Below are 18,759 nucleotides of genomic sequence, written 5' to 3'. Positions count from 1 at the left end.
CGCTCAGACCACCCACTTTTAGGCTCCACAAAGCGGAAACAGGTTTCCGCTGACACCCGCACGGAAGGTCCACGATGTCGAAGCGCGTGCTCACGGCGCGAACTCTCACCACGGAGTCCGGCGCCCCGGTCGCAGACAACCAGAATTCCGCCTCGGCCGGCGTAGGCGGCCCGCTCCTGCTCCAGGACCAGCAGCTCCTGGAGAAGCTCGCGCGCTTCAACCGCGAGCGGATCCCGGAGCGCGTGGTGCACGCCCGTGGCTCCGGCGCGTACGGCCACTTCGAGGTGACCGACGACGTCACCGGCTACACCCACGCCGACTTCCTGAGCGAGATCGGCAAGCGCACCGAGGTGTTCCTGCGCTTCTCCACGGTCGCGGACTCCCTCGGCGGTGCGGACGCGGTCCGCGACCCGCGCGGCTTCGCGGTGAAGTTCTACACCGAAGAGGGCAACTACGACCTCGTCGGCAACAACACCCCGGTGTTCTTCATCAAGGACCCGATCAAGTTTCCCGACTTCATCCACTCGCAGAAGCGCGACCCGTTCACCGGCAAGCAGGAGCCGGACAACGTCTGGGACTTCTGGGCGCACGCCCCCGAGGCCACGCACCAGGTGACCTGGCTGATGGGCGACCGCGGCATCCCGGCGTCGTACCGCCACATGAACGGCTACGGCTCGCACACCTACCAGTGGACCAACGCCCAGGGCGAGGCCTTCTTCGTCAAGTACCACTTCAAGACGAACCAGGGCATCCGCTCGCTGAGCAGCGAGCAGGCCGCCGAGCTCGCGGGCAAGGACCCGAACTCCCACCAGACGGACCTGCTGCAGGCCATCGAGCGGGGTGTGCACCCGTCCTGGACCCTGTACGTCCAGCTCATGCCGGCGGCCGAGGCGGCGGACTACCGCTTCAACCCGTTCGACCTGACCAAGGTGTGGCCGCACAAGGACTACCCGCTGCAGCGGGTGGGCCGCCTGGTGCTGGACCGCAACCCGGACAACGTCTTCGCCGAGGTCGAGCAGGCCGCGTTCTCCCCGAACAACTTCGTTCCGGGCATCGGCCCCTCCCCCGACAAGATGCTCCAGGGCCGCCTGTTCGCCTACGCGGACGCGCACCGCTACCGTCTGGGCGTCAACCACACCCTGCTCGCCGTGAACGCCCCGAAGGCGGTCCCGGGCGGTGCCCAGAACTACGGCCGCGACGGCTTCATGGCGGTCAACGGCCAGGGCCGCGGCGCCAAGAACTACGAGCCGAACTCCTACGACGGCCCGGTGGAGACCGGCCGCCCCCTGTCGGCCCCCCTGGCGGTCTCGGGCCACACGGGTACTCACGAGGCCCCCCTGCACACCAAGGACGACGACTTCTTCCAGGCCGGCGAGCTGTACCGCCTGATGTCCCCGGAGGAGAAGTCCCGCCTGATCGCGAACATCGCCGGCGGCCTCTCGCAGGTCTCGCGCGACGACGTGATCGAGAAGAACCTGGCCCACTTCCACGCCGCCGACCCCGAGTACGGCAAGCGCGTGGAGGAGGCGGTCCGCGCCCTGCGCGAGGACTGATCGCCAGTAACCCGCAAGCAGCGTACGGAGTCTGACGGGAGGTCAGGCACTCCGGACGCGGCCCGCGCGGCACGCCGCACGACCCGGATGAGGGGTGGTCGTACGGCGGTGGGCGCGGGCAGGGCGTGGACCGTGGCGGCGTGCGAGCCAGTGCGGTGGTGAAGGACCGGGTCCCCTTCTCGACCTGAGGGAAGGGGCCCCGGCTCCGTCGCACACCGCCGCGGTCCCACCCAGCCCCTTTTCAGGGGCCGCATGCTCCGTCCGGCGGCGCGAACGTCCTGTCGCGCCCAGCCTCGCGTCGTCGGACGGTCACCATACGGTCACGAAGCGCTCCCCCGGCCAGGGGGAGCGCTTCGTGCTGTCCGGGCCCGGCGTGCGGGTCCGCCCCGTCCGCCGCACGCTGAACACATGGGCAATACGCAGTACCCGCACATCGTGGTCCACTCCCCGGCCCTGGACGGGTCCCGGCGGGTCACCGAGGGAGACGTGACCCTGGGGATCGCCTCGCATCTGGACGATGTCGTGGAGATCCTGCGGCTGGCCGATCTGGACCGGATCGAGGTCGAGGAGAACGATCTCATCGAGTGGCAGGGCGGCGGACCCGACGACTGGCCCGGGCTGTCGGAGCACGAGCTGTAACGGCCGGGCGTACCGCAGCGGTCGTAGACGGGCTACGCCATCCTCAAATAAACCTCTGAAGACAGGGCTGGAGGCTTCAACCGCCCCCGCGGCAGGGCAGATTACGTGCACACGGGGCTCGCCGGCACGGGGGCGGCGGGCCCCTCGACGGGGGACACACGGGGGACAGAACAGGGGACACAACGGGGGAAACAACGGGGGACGCGAAAGGGCGGCCCGTCCGAGAGGACGGGCCGCCCTTGGCGTACCTGGGGGTGTCAGACCTTCAGCGGCTTGATCGACGTCGGGGCGTGGCCCGGCTCGGTGGCCAGCTCCTCGAACTCGGAGATGTCGCTGATGTCCATGGTGCGGCTCATCGAGATGTTGGTGATCCGCTCCAGGATCGCCTCGACCACGACCGGCACCCGGTACTCGGCGGCCAGCTTCTTCGCCTGCTCGAAGGCCGCCCCCAGCTGGTCCGGCTCGGTGACCCGGATCGCCTTGCAGCCCAGGCCCTCGGCGACCTTCACGTGGTCCACGCCGTAGACGCCCAGCTCGGGCGCGTTGATGTTCTCAAACTCCAGGTTGACCTGGAAGTTGATGTCCAGGCCGATCTGCGCCTGGCGGATCAGGCCCAGGTAGGCGTTGTTCACCAGCACGTGGACGTAGGGGATCCGGTGCTGGGCGGCGACCGCCAGCTCCTCGATCAGGAACTGGAAGTCGTAGTCACCGGACAGGGCGACGACCGGGGACTCCGGGTCGGCCTTGGCGACGCCGATCGCGGCCGGGATGGTCCAGCCGAGCGGGCCCGCCTGGCCGCAGTTGATCCAGTGGCGCGGCTTGTAGACGTGCAGCATCTGCGCGCCGGCGATCTGGGAGAGGCCGATGGTCGTGACGTACCGCGTGTCCGGGCCGAAGGCCTTGTTCATCTCCTCGTACACGCGCTGCGGCTTCATCGGCACGTTGTCGAAGTGCGTACGGCGCAGGAGGGAGGCCTTGCGCTCCTGGGTGGAGGCGACCCAGTCGGCGCGGTCGGGCAGCCTGCCCGCCGCCTTCAGCTCCTTCGCCACCTGCACGAACAGCTCCAGCGCGGCCTTGGCGTCGGAGACGACACCGTAGTCCGGCGGGAAGATCTTGCCGATCTGGGTGGGCTCGATGTCGACGTGGACGAACTTCCGCTCGCCGCGGTACACGTCGAGCTTGTAGCCGGTGTGGCGGTTGGCCCAGCGGTTGCCGATGCCGAGGACGAAGTCCGACTCCAGGAAGTTGGCGTTGCCGTACCGGTGCGAGGTCTGGACACCGACCATGCCGGCGTTCAGCTCGTGGTCGTCCGGCAGCGCGCCCCAGCCCATCAGGGTCGGGACGACCGGGGTCTGGGTCAGCTCGGCGAACTCCACCAGCAGGTCGGCGGCGTCGGCGCCGAGGATGCCACCGCCGGCCACGATGACCGGGCGCTCCGACTCCAGAAGAAAGGTGATCGCCTTCTCGATCTGGGCGCGGGTCGCCGCCGGCTTGTAGACGGGCAGCGGTTCGTACGTCTCCACGTCGAACTCGATCTCGGTGAGCTGGACGTCGATGGGCAGGTCGATCAGGACCGGGCCGGGACGGCCGGAGCGCATCAGGTGGAAGGCCTGCTGGAAGACTCCGGGGACCTGCGCGGCCTCCAGGACGGTGACCGCCATTTTCGTGACCGGCTTGGCGATCGAGGCGATGTCGACCGCCTGGAAGTCCTCCTTGTGGATCACGTTCGTGGGCGCCTGGCCCGTGATGCACAGGATCGGGATGGAGTCACCGATGGCCGAGTACAGGCCGGTGATCATGTCGGTGCCGGCCGGGCCGGAGGTGCCGATGCAGACACCGATGTTGCCCGGCTTGGTGCGGGTGTACCCCTCGGCCATGTGCGAGGCGCCCTCGACGTGGCGAGCGAGGGTGTGGGCGATGCCGCCACCCTCCTTGAGCGCCTTGTAGAACGGGTTGATCGCCGCGCCCGGCACACCGAAGGCGTCGGTGACGCCCTCGCGCTTGAGGATCTCAACTGCCGCGCGGGCAGCGGTCATACGGGCCATCGAGTACTCCTGCTTCGGCTGTCGGATGCGTACTCCCGTCGCGCCCCGCGGTGAGCACAGTCTCCAGATTTTCGAAATTCCGCATTGCGGAACTTAACTTCTACTATCTGGAAACAATGTAGAAGCGCGCGCCCATGTCGTCAAGAGAGCCAAGAGAGATGCAAGCGCCGGACAAGCGGGGCGGAGGAGGGGGACGATGGGTGCGCTGTTCCGACGCGACGGTTCCTACGCGACGCCTGGGAGGGGGCCATGCCCGAGAGCGTGCCGGTGCGCTGCCCGGCCTGCCGGCGCGAGCACGTCTACACCGCGCCGGTGTATCCGTGCGCGTGCGGCGCCCCCACCGCCCCACGGCTGGATCCGGCCGCCGAACCGGTCGTCGCGGCACACCGCGCCTGGGACGACGAGTGGATCGCGGTGCCGTGTGCCGCCTGCGGGCGCCCGGGTCAGTGGCCGCACCCGGAACTGGGCTGCTCATGCGGAACGGTCCTGCGCGTCCCGGTGGCCGAGACACCTCCGCCGGACAGCGCTATGCCGTCGACAAAAGGCGGTATGCGGTCGACCGACAGCCGTATACCGGCGCCGGGCACCCCCATGCGGTCGACGAACGGCAGTATGTTGGCGACGGACAACGGTATGCCGTCGACGGATGGCGGTATGACGTCGACAGACGGCGGTATGACGTCGACAGACGGCGGTATGACGTCAACGGACGGCAGCATCCCGTCGACAGACGGCAGCATGCCGTCGCCGGTGGGCCGTCCTGATGCCTCCCCAAGCCGCCCCGCCTTCCAGCCGCGCGCCATCCGTACCGCGCGCGACGCCGTCACGGTCGCCGCGCTCTATCTGCGCTGGCTCGGATACCGGGACATCCGCCGCGCCGACCAGCGGCCCCCGAACGGCATCGGGCTCGCCGCCCACGGACTCCTCGCCCAGGTGGACCCGACCGTGCGCCCGGCGGCGCCGCGGGACGTGGAGTGCCTGTGGCTGACGGCGATGACGGAGTCCGCGGACTGTGTGTACTTCTCCCTCGCGGGCTACACCGACGACGCCCGGGTCCGAGCGAACACCCTCGGCATCCCCCTCTTCGTCCTGGACCTCGCGGGCGTCCCACAGCCGGTGAACGACCACGCCGACGCCTTGAACGCCACGGGTGCGCCGGAAGCGGAACCCCGGTCCCGGGGCCGACAGAGCTGACCGCTGCCCAGCTGACCGCTGCCCAGGCCGCCCTGCCACCGCGAAGGGATCGGCCTCAGGTCGGACGAGGGCAGCGGGTTCTCTCCACCGGCGGGTCGATGTGCCGGTCTCCCCCGGCTGCCTAACGTGCAGGGCGAACACCGGCCGAAGAGAGGAAGGGTATGCGTTTACCCCGCAGGAGGGTGACCGCGGTCGCGGCGTCCGTACTGGCCACGATGGTGCTGGGCGTCCCCGCGCACGCGTCGGCGCCGACCGCGCCACACATCGACTGGAAGCGCTGCCAGGGGGCCGCCCGGACCGACACGGTGCGTTGCGGGCAGGTCTCCGTACCGCTCGACTGGTCCCGGCCCGCCGCGTCCGCCCGGACCAGCATCGCCGTCGCACGGCTGCCGGCGGCCGACCCGGAGCACCGTCTCGGCACGCTCTTCTTCAATCCCGGTGGTCCGGGCGAGGGAGAGGTCGGCTATCTGCTCTCCAGGCAGGCCCGCCGGCAGTACTTCCCCGAGGCCCTGCGCGACCGCTTCGACATCGTCGCCGTCGAGCCGCGCGGCACCGGCGTCAATCCGCCGCTGAACTGCCCGCTGCCGGTCGACCATACGGTGAGCAGGTTCCCCGCCGACCGGCCGGCCGCCGCCGCACTGGTCACCAGCAACCGGCGTATGGGAACCGTCTGCGCCCGGCGGGGCGGCCCCGTGTTCCCCCACCTGGACACCGCAAGCGTCGCCCGGGACATGGACACGGTGCGCGCGGCGCTGGGCGAGGCGAAGATCAGCTTCCTCGGGGTGTCCTACGGCACCATGGTGGCGCAGAGCTACGCCGAGCGGTTCCCCTCCCGCGTGCGCGCGATGGTGCTGGACGGTGTGGTCGACCGGTCGCTGTCCTGGCGGGGGCTGGCCCGTGCCGACGCGGCCGCCGTGCAGGACGGTGTCCACAGATTCGCCCGCTGGTCGGACCGGGACGGCCGCAGCGCGCTGCACGGCCGGGACGTCACCGGCTTCCTGGCCTCGCTGCTGCGCCGCGCCGACCAGGGCCGGATCAAGGACGGCAGCCGGCCGGTGCGCGCGGAGGAGATCGCGCAGGCGGTGAACGCCGGTCTCCAGTCGCCGTCTCTGTATGCACCGCTGGCCACCGCGCTCGGCAGGACGGACGCCGACGGGGACATGGCGCCGCTGGTCTTCCTCACCCCTGGCCACACCGGCGAGTACGGTCTGTACCGCTCGATCGTCTGCCAGGACGTGCCCGGCCCCGAGGACCCCGGCGCCGCGCTGCCGGCCGCGGTGCCCTCGATGCGCGCCGGCGGCCCCGTTCTGCGCGGCTATTCGGAGTTCTGGGACATCGCGAGCGGCTGCGCGGGCTGGCCGGTGGGTTCCGCCTGGACGCCGCACGCGTGGCGGGTGCCGGCGCACTTCCCCGCCGTGCTCCTGCTCTCCGGCACGCACGATGTGGCGACACCCCCGGCGTTCGCCGACGGGGTGCGGCGCGCGCTGCCGACGGGCAGGCTGCTGCGCTGGGACGGTGACGGCCACACGGCGTGGCTCAACAGCCCCGCCACGGTGGACGCGGCGGTCGGCTACCTCACCACCCTGCGCATGCCCGGCGGGGCGCGCTGAACCACGCCCGGACGGGCGGGCACGGCCCGTCGACGGGTCCCGGTCGAGTGTGCCGCCGACAGCGCGCTCCTCCGGGACCCGTCCCCGAGCATCTACCGGATGCTCGCTCGCGGCCGTTTCACACCTGGTACTTCTCCCGCAGTTCGACCTTGCGCACCTTCCCGGACACCGTCATCGGGAAGGAGTCGAGGATCTGGAGCCTGCTGGGGATCTTGTAGTGCGCGAGCCTGCCCTGGCAGAAGGCGCGCAGTTCCTCCAGGGTGAGCGGGTCCGCCGGGTCGTGCGGGATGACACAGGCGAGCACCTCCTCGCCGTATGTCTCGTGGGGCACCCCGACGACCTGGACGTCCCTGATCCTGGGGTGGGCGTAGAGGAACTCCTCGATCTCGCGCGGGTAGATGTTCTCGCCGCCCCGGATGATCATGTCCTTGATCCGGCCGACGATCTCGACGTAACCGTTTTCGCGCATCACCGCCAGGTCCCCGGTGTGCATCCAGCGGCCCGCGTCGACGGCCTCGGCGGTCTTCTCGGGCTCGTTCCAGTAGCCGAGCATCACGCTGTAGCCGCGGGTGCACAGCTCGCCTGCCGTGCCGCGTGGCCGGGTGGCTCCGGTGGCCGGGTCGACGACCTTGACCTCCAGGTGCGGCAGGACGCGGCCGACGGTGCCGGTGCGGTGCTCCAGGTCGTCGTCCCTGCGCGTCTGCAGCGACACCGGTGACGTCTCGGTCATGCCGTAGCAGATCGAGACCTCCGCCATGTGCATCTCGGCGACGACCCGTTTCATCACCTCCACCGGGCACGGCGAGCCCGCCATGATGCCGGTGCGCAGCGAGGAGAGGTCGTATGCCGCGAAGTCGGGGAGGTTCAGCTCCGCGATGAACATGGTCGGCACGCCGTACAGGGACGTGCAGCGCTCCTGCTGCACGGCCTCCAGGGTGGCCTTCGGCTCGAAGGACGGGGCCGGGATCACCATGCAGGCGCCGTGCGAGGTGGCGGCGAGGTTGCCCATGACCATGCCGAAACAGTGGTAGAAGGGGACGGGGATGCAGATTCTGTCCTGCTCGCTGTAGGCGATCAACTCCCCCACGAAGTAACCGTTGTTGAGGATGTTGTGGTGGGAGAGGGTGGCACCCTTCGGGAAACCGGTGGTCCCCGAGGTGTACTGGATGTTGATCGGGTCGTCGCAGGACAGTTCCTCGTACGGGGCATCAGCGGTTCCCCGGGCCAGCAGCGCCTCCCAGCCCGGGTCGCCGATGTACACGACCTCGCGCAGCTCGGGGCACCTGCCGCGCACCTGCTCGACCATCGCCCGGTAGTCGCTGCTCTTGTGGCTGAGGGAGGCGAACAGCAGGGAGATTCCGGCCTGGCCCAGGACGTACTCGACCTCGTGGGTGCGGTAGGCCGGGTTGATGTTCACCATGATCGCGCCGATGCGGGCGGTGGCGTACTGGACCAGGACCCACTCCGGGCAGTTGACCGCCCAGATGCCCACCCGGTCGCCCTTGGCGACGCCGCTCGCGACCAGCGCCTGGGCCAGCTCCTCGACCGCGGCGCCGAACGCGGCGTACGTCCAGCGACGCCCCGACACCATGTCCACCAGCGCCTCGCGGTCCGGCCAGGCGGCCACGGCCCGGTCCAGGTTGGCGCCGATGGTGTCCCCGAGCAGGGCGGTGGGACCGGTTCCGTGGGTGTACGACAGTTCAGCGCTCACCGGAAGTCCTCCTCGCGGTACTCGTCGTCCGAGCCCTGGGCCGTCGCCTCGCGCAGTTCGATCCGGCGGATCTTGCCGGAGACGGTCTTGGGCAGTGCGCCGAACTCCAGCCGGCGGATGCGCTTGTAGGGGGCGAGCACCTGACGGGAGTGCTCGAAGATGGCCTTCGCGGTGTCGGGACCGGGCTCGAAGCCCTCGGCGAGGACGACGTACGCCTTCGGTACGGCGAGCCGCAGTTCGTCCGGCGCGGGGACGACGGCGGCCTCGGCCACCGCCTCGTGCTCCAGCAGCGCGCTCTCCAGCTCGAACGGGCTGATCTTGTAGTCGCTGGCCTTGAACACATCGTCCGCGCGACCGACATAAAAGACATATCCGTCTTCGTCTCGGCGTCCGATGTCCCCGGTGCGGTAGTAGCCGCCCGCCATGGCCTCGGCCGTGCGGTCGGGGTCGCCGTGGTAGCCGGTCATCAGGCCGACGGGCCGCTCGGACAGGTCGAGGGCGATCTCGCCCTCGGCGGCGCCGGGCGCGCCGGAGACGGGGTCGAGGAGTTCCACGCGGTAGCCGGGGCTCGGGCGGCCCATGGAGCCGGTCTTCAGTACCTGGCCGGGGCTGTTGGAGACTTGCACGGCGGTCTCGGTCTGCCCGAAGCCGTCCCGGATGGTGACGCCCCAGGCGCGCCGGACCCGCTCGATGACCTCGGGATTGAGCGGCTCGCCGGCGGCGACGACCTCGCGGGGCGGGGTGCGCAGCCCGCTCAGGTCGGCCTGGATGAGCATGCGCCACACGGTGGGCGGGGCGCAGAACGTGGTGACCCCGGCCCGGTCCATCTCGGCCATCAGCCGGGCCGCGTCGAAGCGGGTGTAGTTGAAGAGGAAGACGGTCGCCTCGGCGTTCCACGGCGCGAACAGGTTGGACCAGGCGTGCTTGGCCCAGCCCGGCGAGGAGATGTTCAGGTGGACGTCGCCGGGTTTCAGGCCGATCCAGTACATGGTCGCCAGGTGCCCGATCGGGTACGAGGTGTGGGTGTGCTCGACCAGTTTGGGGCGGGCGGTCGTACCGGAGGTGAAGTAGAGCATCAGCGGGTCGTCGGCCAGGGTGGGGCCGTCGGGGAGGAACTCGGCGGGGGCGGCGTAGGCGTCCTCGTACGGTTCCCAGCCCTCCTCGGGCAGGCCGCCGACCGAGATCCGGGTGTAGGCGCCGGGCACGTCGGCGAACTTGGCGGTGTCCCCGGCCCGCACGATCACGTGTTTCACCCGGCCCCGGTCCACGCGGTCGCGCAGGTCGGCCGGGCCGAGCAGCGGGGTGGCCGGGATGACCACCGCGCGCAGCTTCATCGCGGCCAGCGCGGTCTCCCACAGCTCGGCCTGGTTGCCGAGCATGACGAGGATCCGGTCCTCGGCGGCGACGCCCCGCTCGTGCAGCCACCGGGCGACCCGGCTCGACCGCTCGGACATCTCGGCGAAGGACAGCCGGGTCTCGCCGCCGTCCTCCTCGACGATGTGCAGTGCGGTCTTCTCGTTGCCGGCGGCGATCACGTCGAACCAGTCCAGTGCCCAGTTGAAGTGCTGGGGCCGGGGCCAGGCGAAGCCCTCGCAGGCGGTGGCGTAGTCCTCGCGGTGCTCCAGCAGAAAGTCCCGGGCGCTGCGGAACAGCTCCGTCGCCGTCGTCATCGTGTCCTCCTTGCGGTGCCGGACCATTGCCGGGCGGCTCTCTGGCATCGTCTAATCCGTGATGCAGGTCTCACTACCCCTGAACGGGGGTGGGGGTGCCAGAAGGAGCGGACAGGTGACGGCAGACGCGGCGGGGACGGTGGAGATCGGCGGCGCGCTGGCCCGGCTGCGGCGGGCGACCGGGCTTCCTGTTGCCTTCGGCGGTCTGGTCGAGTCCGGCCTGTCGCGGATCCGGATCAGTGAGCTGAGCGGCACGACGACGACGGCGCTGCGCTCGCTGGCGGTGACTTCCGGCAACGGGCTCGGCGGCAAGGCGGTGGCGCTGGCTCGGCCGTGCGCGGTGACGGACTACTCCAGTTCCCGGCAGATCAGCCATGAGTACGACATCCCGGTGGCCGCGGAGGGCATCCGCTCGGTCGTCGCCGTGCCGGTGGTGGTACGGCGCCGGGTGCGGGGGGTGCTCTACGGCGCGCTGCGCTCGGCCCGGCCGCTCGGCGACCGCACGCTGGGCGCGGCGATGGCGGTGGCGCGGGACGTGGAGCAGGCGCTGGTGGTGCGGGACGAGGCGCGGGGGCTGCTGGCGGCGGCCCGGCCGGAGCCCGCCGGCGGCGGGCGGGGCGCCGGCTGGGAGCAGGTGCGCGAGGCGCACGCGGCGCTGCGCGCGCTCGCGCCCAGGATCGCCGACCCGGAGCTGCGGGCGGAACTGCTGGCCGCGTGCGGGCTGCTGACCGCGCCGCGCCCGGCCGGGGGCACGACTCTGGCGCCGCGCGAACTGGACGTGTTGTCCTGGGTGGCGGCGGGGGCGACCAACGCGGCCGTGGCCGAGCGGCTGGGCCTCGGCCCGGAGACGGTCAAGGGCTATCTGCGCTCGGCGATGCGGAAGCTGGGCGCGCACACCCGAGGGGAGGCGGTGACCGCGGCACGCAGGGCGGGGCTGCTGCCGTGAAGCGAGGCGGTGAGGAAACCTTTCCATTCAAGCGCGGACGCCTTGAATTTCCTTGTGCTTGACGGTTTGTTATTTCCCTCACCACGGCTTCCGTCCGAATTTCGACGATCGTTGCCTAGAATTTGGCCCGGACACGACACACGAGGGGAGCGGTGACCGTGCGACGGGACTTCCAGGAGCCTGCCAGGTGCCGCTCCGACCTGGTCATCGGCCGCGAGGAACTGTTCGCCGGCGCCCGCGACCAACTCGCCTCGGGCGGCAGTGTGCTGCTCCACGGTCCCGCCGGAATAGGGAAATCCACTGTCCTGCGGGCATTGGCCGAGGAATACGGCGCCACCGCGCGGACCGTGTTGCGCTGCTCGGCCACCGAGTCCGAATCCCATCTCCCCTTCCTCGCCCTCGCCGACCTGTTCGGCCTGGTCCTCGACGACGTCTCCCCCCGGCTGCCGGCGGCCCAGCGCACCGCTCTGGAGTCGGCGCTCACCGGCCGCGGCGAGTCCAGCCTGCAGCGCGACGGTCTCGCCCTGCGCCTCGCGGTGCTCTCCGCGCTGCGCGCGCTGGCCGCGCGGGGCGGTGTCCTCGTCGTCGCCGACGACCTGCAGTGGCTGGACCCGGCCAGCGCCGAGCTGCTCGGTTTCGCCGCCCGCCGCCTGGAGGGCACTCCGGTGCAGCTGCTGTGCGCGGTGCGCACCGAGGGCCAGGAGAGCCGGGAGTACGACGGGCATCTGAGGTCCTGCCCGCCGGGCACCCTCGCGGTCCGGCTCGGTCCGCTCTCCCGCACCCGGATCGCCGAGCTGCTGGACCACCGCGGCCACGGCGGCCTGCCCCGTTCCACCGTCCGCGAGATCCACCGGACCAGCGGGGGCAACCCGCTGTTCGCCCTGGAACTCGGCCGTGCCCTCGCGGACAGCCCCACCCCGCCCCGGCCGGGCGAGCCGCTGCCGGTGCCGACCAGCCTGCGCGCCCTGGTGCTCAGCCGCCTGGACATGCTCTCCGTGGAGGCCCGCCGCACCCTGCTGGTGGCCAGCGCCGGCGCCCGGCCCACCCCGGCGCTGCTGCACGCGGCCGGCCGGGAGAACGCCGAGGCCGAGTGCGCCCAGGCCGCCGAACTCGGGCTGCTCGCCACCGAGCCCGACGCCCCGGCCGTACGCTTCGCGCACCCCCTCATATCCGCCGCGCTGTACGCGGAGGCGCCCGCGCACGAGCGGCGCGCCGCGCACGCGGCGCTGTCCACGGCCGCATCCGACCCGATCGAACGGGCCCGGCACCTGGCCCTCGCCACCACCGGCACCGACCCGGAGGTCGCCGCCCGGCTCGCCGGGGCCGCCGCCCTCGCCCGGGACCGCGGCGCCCCCTCGGTCGCCGCCCATCTGGGACTGCTGGCCGCCCGGCACACCCCGGCCGACGGGGCGCCCGGCCAGGAGGAGCGCCGGCTGCAGGCCGCCGAGGACGCGATCACCGCGGGCGAGATCGACCTGGCCCGGGACATCGCCCGTGAGGTGCTGGCCCGCGCGACCGTGCCCGCCGACCGGGTCCGCGCCTGGATCATCGTCATCGACAGCGCCGGCCACACCATGGCCGAGGTCGACGCGGTCTTCCCGCAGGCCCTCGCCGACGCCGGCGACGACCCCCGGCTGCTGGCCCTGGTGCACTACCAGCTGGCCTGGCGGACGCTGATCGTGGAGGGCGACTTCACCGAGGCCCGCGAGGCCGCCGCGCACGCCGCCGAGCTGGCCGCCCTCGGCGGGGACCGGCGCACCGAACTGCTCTCGCTGGCGTTCCAGGCGCAGACCGAGACCCTGATGGGCCACCCGGAGGCCCCCCGGACCATCCAGCGCGCCCTGCGGGAGCCCCAGGACCCGAGGGTGGCGTGGCACCACAACGGGGCGGCCAGCGCCCGGTTCCGCTGGCTGGTCATGGGCGACCAGCTGGCCGAGGCCCGGACGACGGTCACCGCGCTGCTGCGCGAGGTGCGCCGACGCGGCTCGGTGGAGTCCGAGGTGCACTTCCTGCGCGGCCTCGCCGAGACCGAACTGCGCGCCGGGCACTGCGGTCGCGCCCTGGAGCTGGCCCGCGAGAGCCTGCGCCTGGCCCGGGACTCGGGGATCGGCGAGACCGCGTCGGCGATGCTCACCTCGCTCGCGGAGGCCTCCGGCGGCGATGTCGACCGGGCTCTGGCCCTCGCCCGGGAGGCGGTGGCGCACGCCGAGGAGGACGGCGACCAGATGTACCTCTCCCGGGCGCTGGGCGCGCTCGGGTACGCCCAGTTGGTGGCCGGGGACCCGGCGGGCACGGTCCGTTCGCTGCGCCGGGTGCGGACGCTGGAGCTGGGGCTCGGCATCACCGACCCGGCGCGCGGGCGCTGGCAGGGGGATCTCGCCGAGGCGCTGGTCCGGACCGGTGAGGCGGCCGAGGCGCAGGACGTCATCGACGCGAGCCGTGAGCACGCCCTCAGGCTCGGCCGGGAGAGCGTCCTCGCCGTCCTGGACCGCTCCGAGGCCCTGGTGCGGGCCGCGCGGGGTGACCTGGAGGCGGCGGTGGCCCAGCTGACGTCCGCTCAGCACCGGCTGGGCAAGCTGGGATACGGCCTGGAGGAGGCGCGGGCCGCGTTCGCGCTGGCCCGGCTGCGGGGCAGACGGCGCCCGGCCGAGGGAGCGCGGCTGTGGCCGGAGCCCCTGGGCGGCGCGGAGGCCGGGAACGCCGAGCACGGCCGGGCTCCCGCCCCGGGCTTCGGCGCTGCCAAGGCCCGGACGAGCACCGGCCCGACGGCGTACGACGAGGCGACCCGGATGTTCCGCCGCTGCCGGGCGCTGCCCTGGCTGCGTCAGGTGGACGAGTCCCTCACCGCCCCCGAGCCGGAACCGGCCCTTCCCGCGCCGGACGCCCTGGACGCGCTGGCGGTGCTGGCCGCGATGGAGCGTCAGGTCGCCGCGCTGGTGATGGAGGGTGCCACCAACCGGGAGATCGCCGCCCGGCTGTTCATCAGCGTCAAGACGGTGGAGGCGACCCTGACCCGGGTCTACCGCAAGCTGGGGATCCGCTCGCGCGTGGACATCGTCCGATTGGCGGCGGCTCGCGGGCGCGCCGAGCACGGCCCTAGTTAACTGAACCGGACCGAGGGTTTTCCCTCACCCAACCCCCTAGGGGGTTCCCTCATTGGGAGCCGAGGGTTCCGGGTCCTAGCGTAAGGGGCGTGCCGCTCGCCCGGGCACACGGGGTAGGTCCCTCCCCAGCTCTCGGCCTCGCCCGAGCAGGGGGTGCCCCCGCCTCGTGTCCGACCACCCGTGCGACCCCCCACCGGTGCAACCCCCACTGAGGAGACTCATGTTCGGGCTCAGACGTGCCAGAAGGACCGCCGCGACGCTGGTGGCCACCGCCGCCGCCGCGGCGAGTGCGCTGCTCGCCTCCCCCACGGCGAGCGCCGCCCCGCAGCCCGTCGTCGGCGGTACGACCACCACGACGACGGCGTACCCGTTCGTCATGCAGATCACCGACGCGTCCGGCAACCAGTTCTGCGGCGGCACGCTCGTGGCCGCCACAAAGGTCGTGACGGCCGCGCACTGCATGGCCGGCGAGTCCGCGGCCAACGTCCGCGTGGTCGGCGGCCGGACCTTCCTCAACGGCACCGACGGCACGGTCGGCAAGGTCAGTAAGATCTGGGTCGACCCGGGCTACACCGACGCCACCAAGGGCGACGACGTGGCCGTACTGACCCTGGCGACGTCGATGCCGTACCACCCGGCGTCGTACGTCTCCTCCTCCCAGACGAGCGTGTACGCGGCCGGCACCCAGGCCCGCATCCTCGGCTGGGGCACCACCGCGGAGAACGGCAGCTCCTCCAACCAGCTGCGGACCGCGACCGTCCCGGTCGTGTCCGACTCCAGCTGCGGTTCCTCCTACGGTTCGGACTACGTGAAGTCCGACATGGTGTGCGCCGGATACAGCACCGGCGGCGTAGACACCTGCCAGGGCGACAGCGGCGGTCCCCTGCTCATCGGGGGCGTCCTGGCAGGGATCACTTCCTGGGGAGAGGGGTGCGCGGAGGCCGGTTACCCGGGTGTGTACACCCGGCTGACCACCTTCTCGGACCTGGTGACCGCGCAGGTCGACTCCTAGCCCCGAAATCTCCCGAGCACCCCCTCGGGCAGATGCCAGGGGGGCGTTGCGAGCCACCACGAGCGGCCCGCAACGCCCCCCTCTCCACGTTCACCCCGTGGAACGCGGGGGCTACTTGTCGGCCGTGAGCCTGCCGGCCGCGCCCCAGCTGTCCGCCGGGACCTCGTGGATCCACACCTGCACGGTCTCCGCCGGGATCCGGTACGCGTCGACGAAGGCGTCGGTGACCCGCTTGACCAGCTCCCGCTTCAGCTCGACGTCGCGGGGACCCTGCTGGATGGTGACGATCGGCATGACTGAACTCCTTTGAGTGGTGCTCCCGTTCGGTGGGTCCAGTCCATCGCGGCGCAGGTCCGCGACCAAGAAGCAGTCCGCGACCGCAGCGATCAGCTCTCGTGATCGGCGCAGGCCAGCAGCAGTTCCTCCAGGTGCCGGGAGGGGGCGGTGGCGGACACTGCGAGACCGGTGGCCAGGGCCAGTCCGGGCGCGCGGAAGGGGACGTACGCCACCCGGGGCGTGGCCAGCACGCGGGCGTGGGAGGCGTAGACGACCGTCCACAGGGGGCGGGCGCCGATGGTGGCGAGGGTGTCGTGCAGCGTGCCGCCGGCCGGTCCGGGCACCGGCTCGAACCCGGCCGTGTGGCAGGCGCCGACGACCAGGTCGACCAGGGCGGGGTTGGTCCGGCGCGGGGTGAGGGCGAGGGGCAGCCCGGCGAGGTCCGCGAGGTCGATCTCGTCCCGCGCCGCGAGCGGATGCGTGGCCGGCAGAGCGGCCACCAGCGGATCGGACCACAGCGGCACCACCCGTACCCCGGGCGGGGGTTCGGCCGAGCGCACGAACGCGGCGTCCAGGCGGCCCGCCGCGACCCGGGCGAACCGTTCGCCGGCCGGCAGGGAGACCAGCTCCACCGGCACCTCGGGCGCCCGCTCGGCGAACGCGGCCAGCACCCGGTCCAGGTGCGCGCCGAGCCCGGTGCTGGTGCCCAGGCGCAGCCCGGCGGGCGCCGCCACGGCGGCCCGCGCCTTCCGGGCCGCCGCGAGCACCGCCCGTGCCTCGGGCAGCAGCCGCTCGCCCGCCCCGGTCAGCCGCACCCGGCGCGGCGAGCGGTCGAACAGCTCGGCGCCCAGCTCCCGCTCCAGCCGCTGTATCTGCTGACTGACCGCCGACTGCACGATGTGCAGCCGCTCGGCGGCCCGCCCGAAGTGCAGCTCCTCGGCGACGGCGACGAAATAGCTGAGCTGACGGAGTTCCATGGGCCGACTGTAGAGGGACGGCGACACCGGCCTCTACGCTGACCGGGGATCGCGAGGGTGTGACGGTCCACTGGCGGCCGCTGTGCCCCTGCTGTATGAGGCTGCGCCTGCGACTGCTCTGCGGGACGGCCGGTTCCGGCTTGCACGCAGGGAACCCGGTGAGTGATCGGGCGTACGCGGGCTCGCCGGAGAGGCGTGCGATGTCCGAGCGAGAACACGCCAGGAACGGCAGGCGCAGACCCGTCTGGCACCGCGCCCTCACCCCGCCCCGCGGCACGGCGCGGCCCCGGACCTGTCGGCGGTCCGCCGCCGTATGGAGGACTCCCCCGATCTGCTCGGACTCGGGCCGGAGGCCGTGCTGTACGCGATCCTCGATGCCGTCGTCGACGGCTACGCCCCGGTGGTCTGCGGTGTCCAGAACGACATCGACGAGATCGAGACCGAGGTGTTCCGCGGCGACCCCGAGGTGTCCCGCCGTATCTCGAACTCTCCCGCGAGACAGTCGAGTTCCGGCGCGCCACCCACCCGCTCGTCGGCATGCTGCAAGGGACCGCAGCGTCTTTTCAGGCCCGGCGCAGCCTCAGTGCGGCCAGCACCTCGGCGTCCGTCAGCTGCTCGAAGTCCTCGTACCACTGCCCGACGGCGGTGAACGCGGCCGGCCGGTGCGGGCACAGGATCGTGTCGGCCTCGCCGGCGAGCTGGTCCAGGGAGTCCGGGGCGCCGACGGGGACGGCCAGGACGAGGTGCGCGGGCCGGCGGCGCCGGACGTGGCGCAGGGCCGCGCGGGCGGTGGCGCCGGTGGCGAGCCCGTCGTCGACCACGATCACCGTGCGGCCCGCCGGGTCCGGCGCCGGGCGGTCGCCGCGGTAACGCTCCTCACGGCGGCGCAGTTCCTTCCGCTCGCGCTCGACCACCGGGGCCATGGACTCCTCGGTCAGGCCGAGCCGGTCCAGTGTCCCGGCGTTGAACAGGGGCGGGTCGTCGCCGACGAGCGCCCCGACGGCGAACTCCTGGTGGTGCGGGGCGCCGATCTTGCGCACGATGAGCACGTCGAGCGGGGCGTCGAGCGCGCGGGCGATGGGCTCGGCGACGGCGATGCCGCCGCGCGGCAGGGCGAGGACGAGGGGGTCGGTGAGGGCCCCCTGCTCGCGCAGGTCGCTCAGCAGTCCGGCGAGTTCCCGCCCGGCTTCGGCACGGTCCCGGAAGCGCATGGCTCGTCCTCCTCCGCGGAGCCTCTCCTTCCATGGTGCTCCTGGTCGGGCGTCCTGGTCGGATTCCGTGCGGGGCCGGGCACACGGCATGCGCACGCCAGATCTCCGCACCGAGTGCAGAGCCCACGCATGCCTCAGCCGGCCGGCACGATCCCGGCGCCGCAGCACGTAACCAGGAACAGGCGCGCAAGGGCGTGCTCGCGTCGGCCGCGCTCGGCGGAGTCCGGGACCGTCGGCTGCCGCGAGGCGAGCGGAGCGCAGTCGGAGCAGGCGGAACCGGGCACGGTGTACCGGCCCCGACCGCTCGGCCGGCCGGGTGAGACGGGGGCGAACGCGCAGGTGCCTGGCGGCCATTGCCTACGATCGTGCCGTGCCGACCTTCTCCTTCGCCCGCACGGCCCCGCTTCCGCTCGACGAGGCGTGGCGCCGGCTCACCGTCTGGCCCCGCCACGCCGACGCGGTCCCGCTGACCCGGGTCCGGGTGCTCACGCCGGAGCCCACCGGCGTGGGCACCCGCTTCGTGGCCCGCTCGGGCCTCGGCCCGCTGGCCGTCGACGACGTCATGGAGGTGACGGTCTGGCGCCCGCCCGCCGACGGCGAGGCCGGCCTGTGCCGCCTGGAGAAGCGCGGCCGGGTGGTGCGGGGCTGGGCGGAGATCGAGGTCCTGCCGGGGCCCGGGGGCCGCAGCCGGGTGGTGTGGCGCGAGGAGCTCCGTGTGCGTTTCCTGCCGCGTGCCTTCGACGGCGTACTGGAACGCACGGCACGTGTGATGTTCGGCCGGGCGGTCAATCAGCTGCTTCGACGGGCGTGA

The 18,759-nt window shown here is 72.3% G+C and carries 14 protein-coding genes and 1 pseudogene; 9 read left to right on the top strand and 6 right to left on the bottom strand.

The window, feature by feature from the left end:
* The first annotated feature begins 74 nt into the window (after positions 1 to 74).
* Positions 75 to 1,553 (top strand): catalase, encoded by a 1,479-nt coding sequence (locus ABZ624_RS04165; RefSeq protein ID WP_360082393.1) that lies wholly within the window; start codon positions 75 to 77, stop codon positions 1,551 to 1,553.
* A gap of 408 nt (positions 1,554 to 1,961) precedes the next feature.
* Positions 1,962 to 2,192, top strand: a complete 231-nt coding sequence (locus ABZ624_RS04160; protein ID WP_360082391.1) for a hypothetical protein — start codon at positions 1,962 to 1,964, stop codon at positions 2,190 to 2,192.
* A 257-nt stretch (positions 2,193 to 2,449) separates the two neighbouring features.
* Here the strand turns inward: ABZ624_RS04160 and gcl are convergent, their stop codons facing one another.
* Positions 2,450 to 4,237, bottom strand: coding sequence for a glyoxylate carboligase (gene gcl, locus ABZ624_RS04155; protein WP_360082389.1), 1,788 nt, complete (start codon positions 4,235 to 4,237; stop codon positions 2,450 to 2,452).
* 249 nt (positions 4,238 to 4,486) lie between these two features.
* Between gcl and ABZ624_RS04150 the strand changes: the two genes are divergently transcribed.
* Entirely contained in the window at positions 4,487 to 5,431 is a 945-nt protein-coding gene (locus ABZ624_RS04150; RefSeq protein ID WP_360082387.1) for a hypothetical protein, read from the top strand.
* Between the two features lie 182 nt (positions 5,432 to 5,613).
* Positions 5,614 to 7,041, top strand: a complete 1,428-nt coding sequence (locus ABZ624_RS04145) for an alpha/beta fold hydrolase (RefSeq protein WP_360082385.1) — start codon at positions 5,614 to 5,616, stop codon at positions 7,039 to 7,041.
* 118 nt (positions 7,042 to 7,159) lie between these two features.
* On the opposite strand, the gene ABZ624_RS04140 is transcribed toward ABZ624_RS04145, so the two are convergent.
* Positions 7,160 to 8,752 (bottom strand): AMP-binding protein, encoded by a 1,593-nt coding sequence (locus ABZ624_RS04140; protein ID WP_360082383.1) that lies wholly within the window; start codon positions 8,750 to 8,752, stop codon positions 7,160 to 7,162.
* Complete coding sequence (locus ABZ624_RS04135) at positions 8,749 to 10,422, bottom strand: AMP-binding protein (protein ID WP_360082381.1); 1,674 nt, start codon at positions 10,420 to 10,422, stop codon at positions 8,749 to 8,751. The genes ABZ624_RS04140 and ABZ624_RS04135 overlap by 4 nt, the downstream gene beginning before the upstream one ends.
* A gap of 115 nt (positions 10,423 to 10,537) precedes the next feature.
* Between ABZ624_RS04135 and ABZ624_RS04130 the strand changes: the two genes are divergently transcribed.
* From ABZ624_RS04130 to ABZ624_RS04120, 3 genes are all read left to right on the top strand, one after another.
* Positions 10,538 to 11,368, top strand: coding sequence for a helix-turn-helix transcriptional regulator (locus ABZ624_RS04130; protein WP_360082379.1), 831 nt, complete (start codon positions 10,538 to 10,540; stop codon positions 11,366 to 11,368).
* A 152-nt stretch (positions 11,369 to 11,520) separates the two neighbouring features.
* Positions 11,521 to 14,472, top strand: coding sequence for an AAA family ATPase (locus ABZ624_RS04125; RefSeq protein ID WP_360082377.1), 2,952 nt, complete (start codon positions 11,521 to 11,523; stop codon positions 14,470 to 14,472).
* 220 nt (positions 14,473 to 14,692) lie between these two features.
* On the top strand, positions 14,693 to 15,484 hold the full coding sequence (locus tag ABZ624_RS04120) for a serine protease (RefSeq protein WP_360082375.1): 792 nt from the start codon (positions 14,693 to 14,695) through the stop codon (positions 15,482 to 15,484).
* A gap of 111 nt (positions 15,485 to 15,595) precedes the next feature.
* Here ABZ624_RS04120 and dmpI read toward each other — a convergent pair whose 3' ends face one another.
* On the bottom strand, positions 15,596 to 15,778 hold the full coding sequence (dmpI, locus tag ABZ624_RS04115) for a 4-oxalocrotonate tautomerase DmpI (protein ID WP_351569092.1): 183 nt from the start codon (positions 15,776 to 15,778) through the stop codon (positions 15,596 to 15,598).
* A gap of 92 nt (positions 15,779 to 15,870) precedes the next feature.
* Positions 15,871 to 16,737 (bottom strand): LysR family transcriptional regulator, encoded by an 867-nt coding sequence (locus tag ABZ624_RS04110; RefSeq protein WP_360082373.1) that lies wholly within the window; start codon positions 16,735 to 16,737, stop codon positions 15,871 to 15,873.
* A gap of 271 nt (positions 16,738 to 17,008) precedes the next feature.
* Here ABZ624_RS04110 and ABZ624_RS04105 point away from each other — a divergent pair.
* Positions 17,009 to 17,280 (top strand): annotated as a pseudogene (locus ABZ624_RS04105) (CorA family divalent cation transporter); the annotation flags it as partial.
* Between the two features lie 20 nt (positions 17,281 to 17,300).
* Here ABZ624_RS04105 and ABZ624_RS04100 read toward each other — a convergent pair.
* Entirely contained in the window at positions 17,301 to 17,948 is a 648-nt protein-coding gene (locus ABZ624_RS04100; protein ID WP_360082371.1) for a phosphoribosyltransferase family protein, read from the bottom strand.
* Between the two features lie 370 nt (positions 17,949 to 18,318).
* On the opposite strand from ABZ624_RS04100, the gene ABZ624_RS04095 reads away from it, so the two are divergent.
* A complete protein-coding gene (locus ABZ624_RS04095) occupies positions 18,319 to 18,759 on the top strand; it encodes an SRPBCC family protein (protein WP_360082369.1) in 441 nt (146 codons plus the stop codon).

This window comes from Streptomyces sp. NPDC007205 (genome assembly GCF_040634095.1).
In the GTDB taxonomy this organism is placed as follows: domain Bacteria; phylum Actinomycetota; class Actinomycetes; order Streptomycetales; family Streptomycetaceae; genus Streptomyces.
The sequence above is the reverse complement of the archived record's forward strand: the minus strand, read 5'-3'. Positions and strand labels throughout refer to the sequence as shown.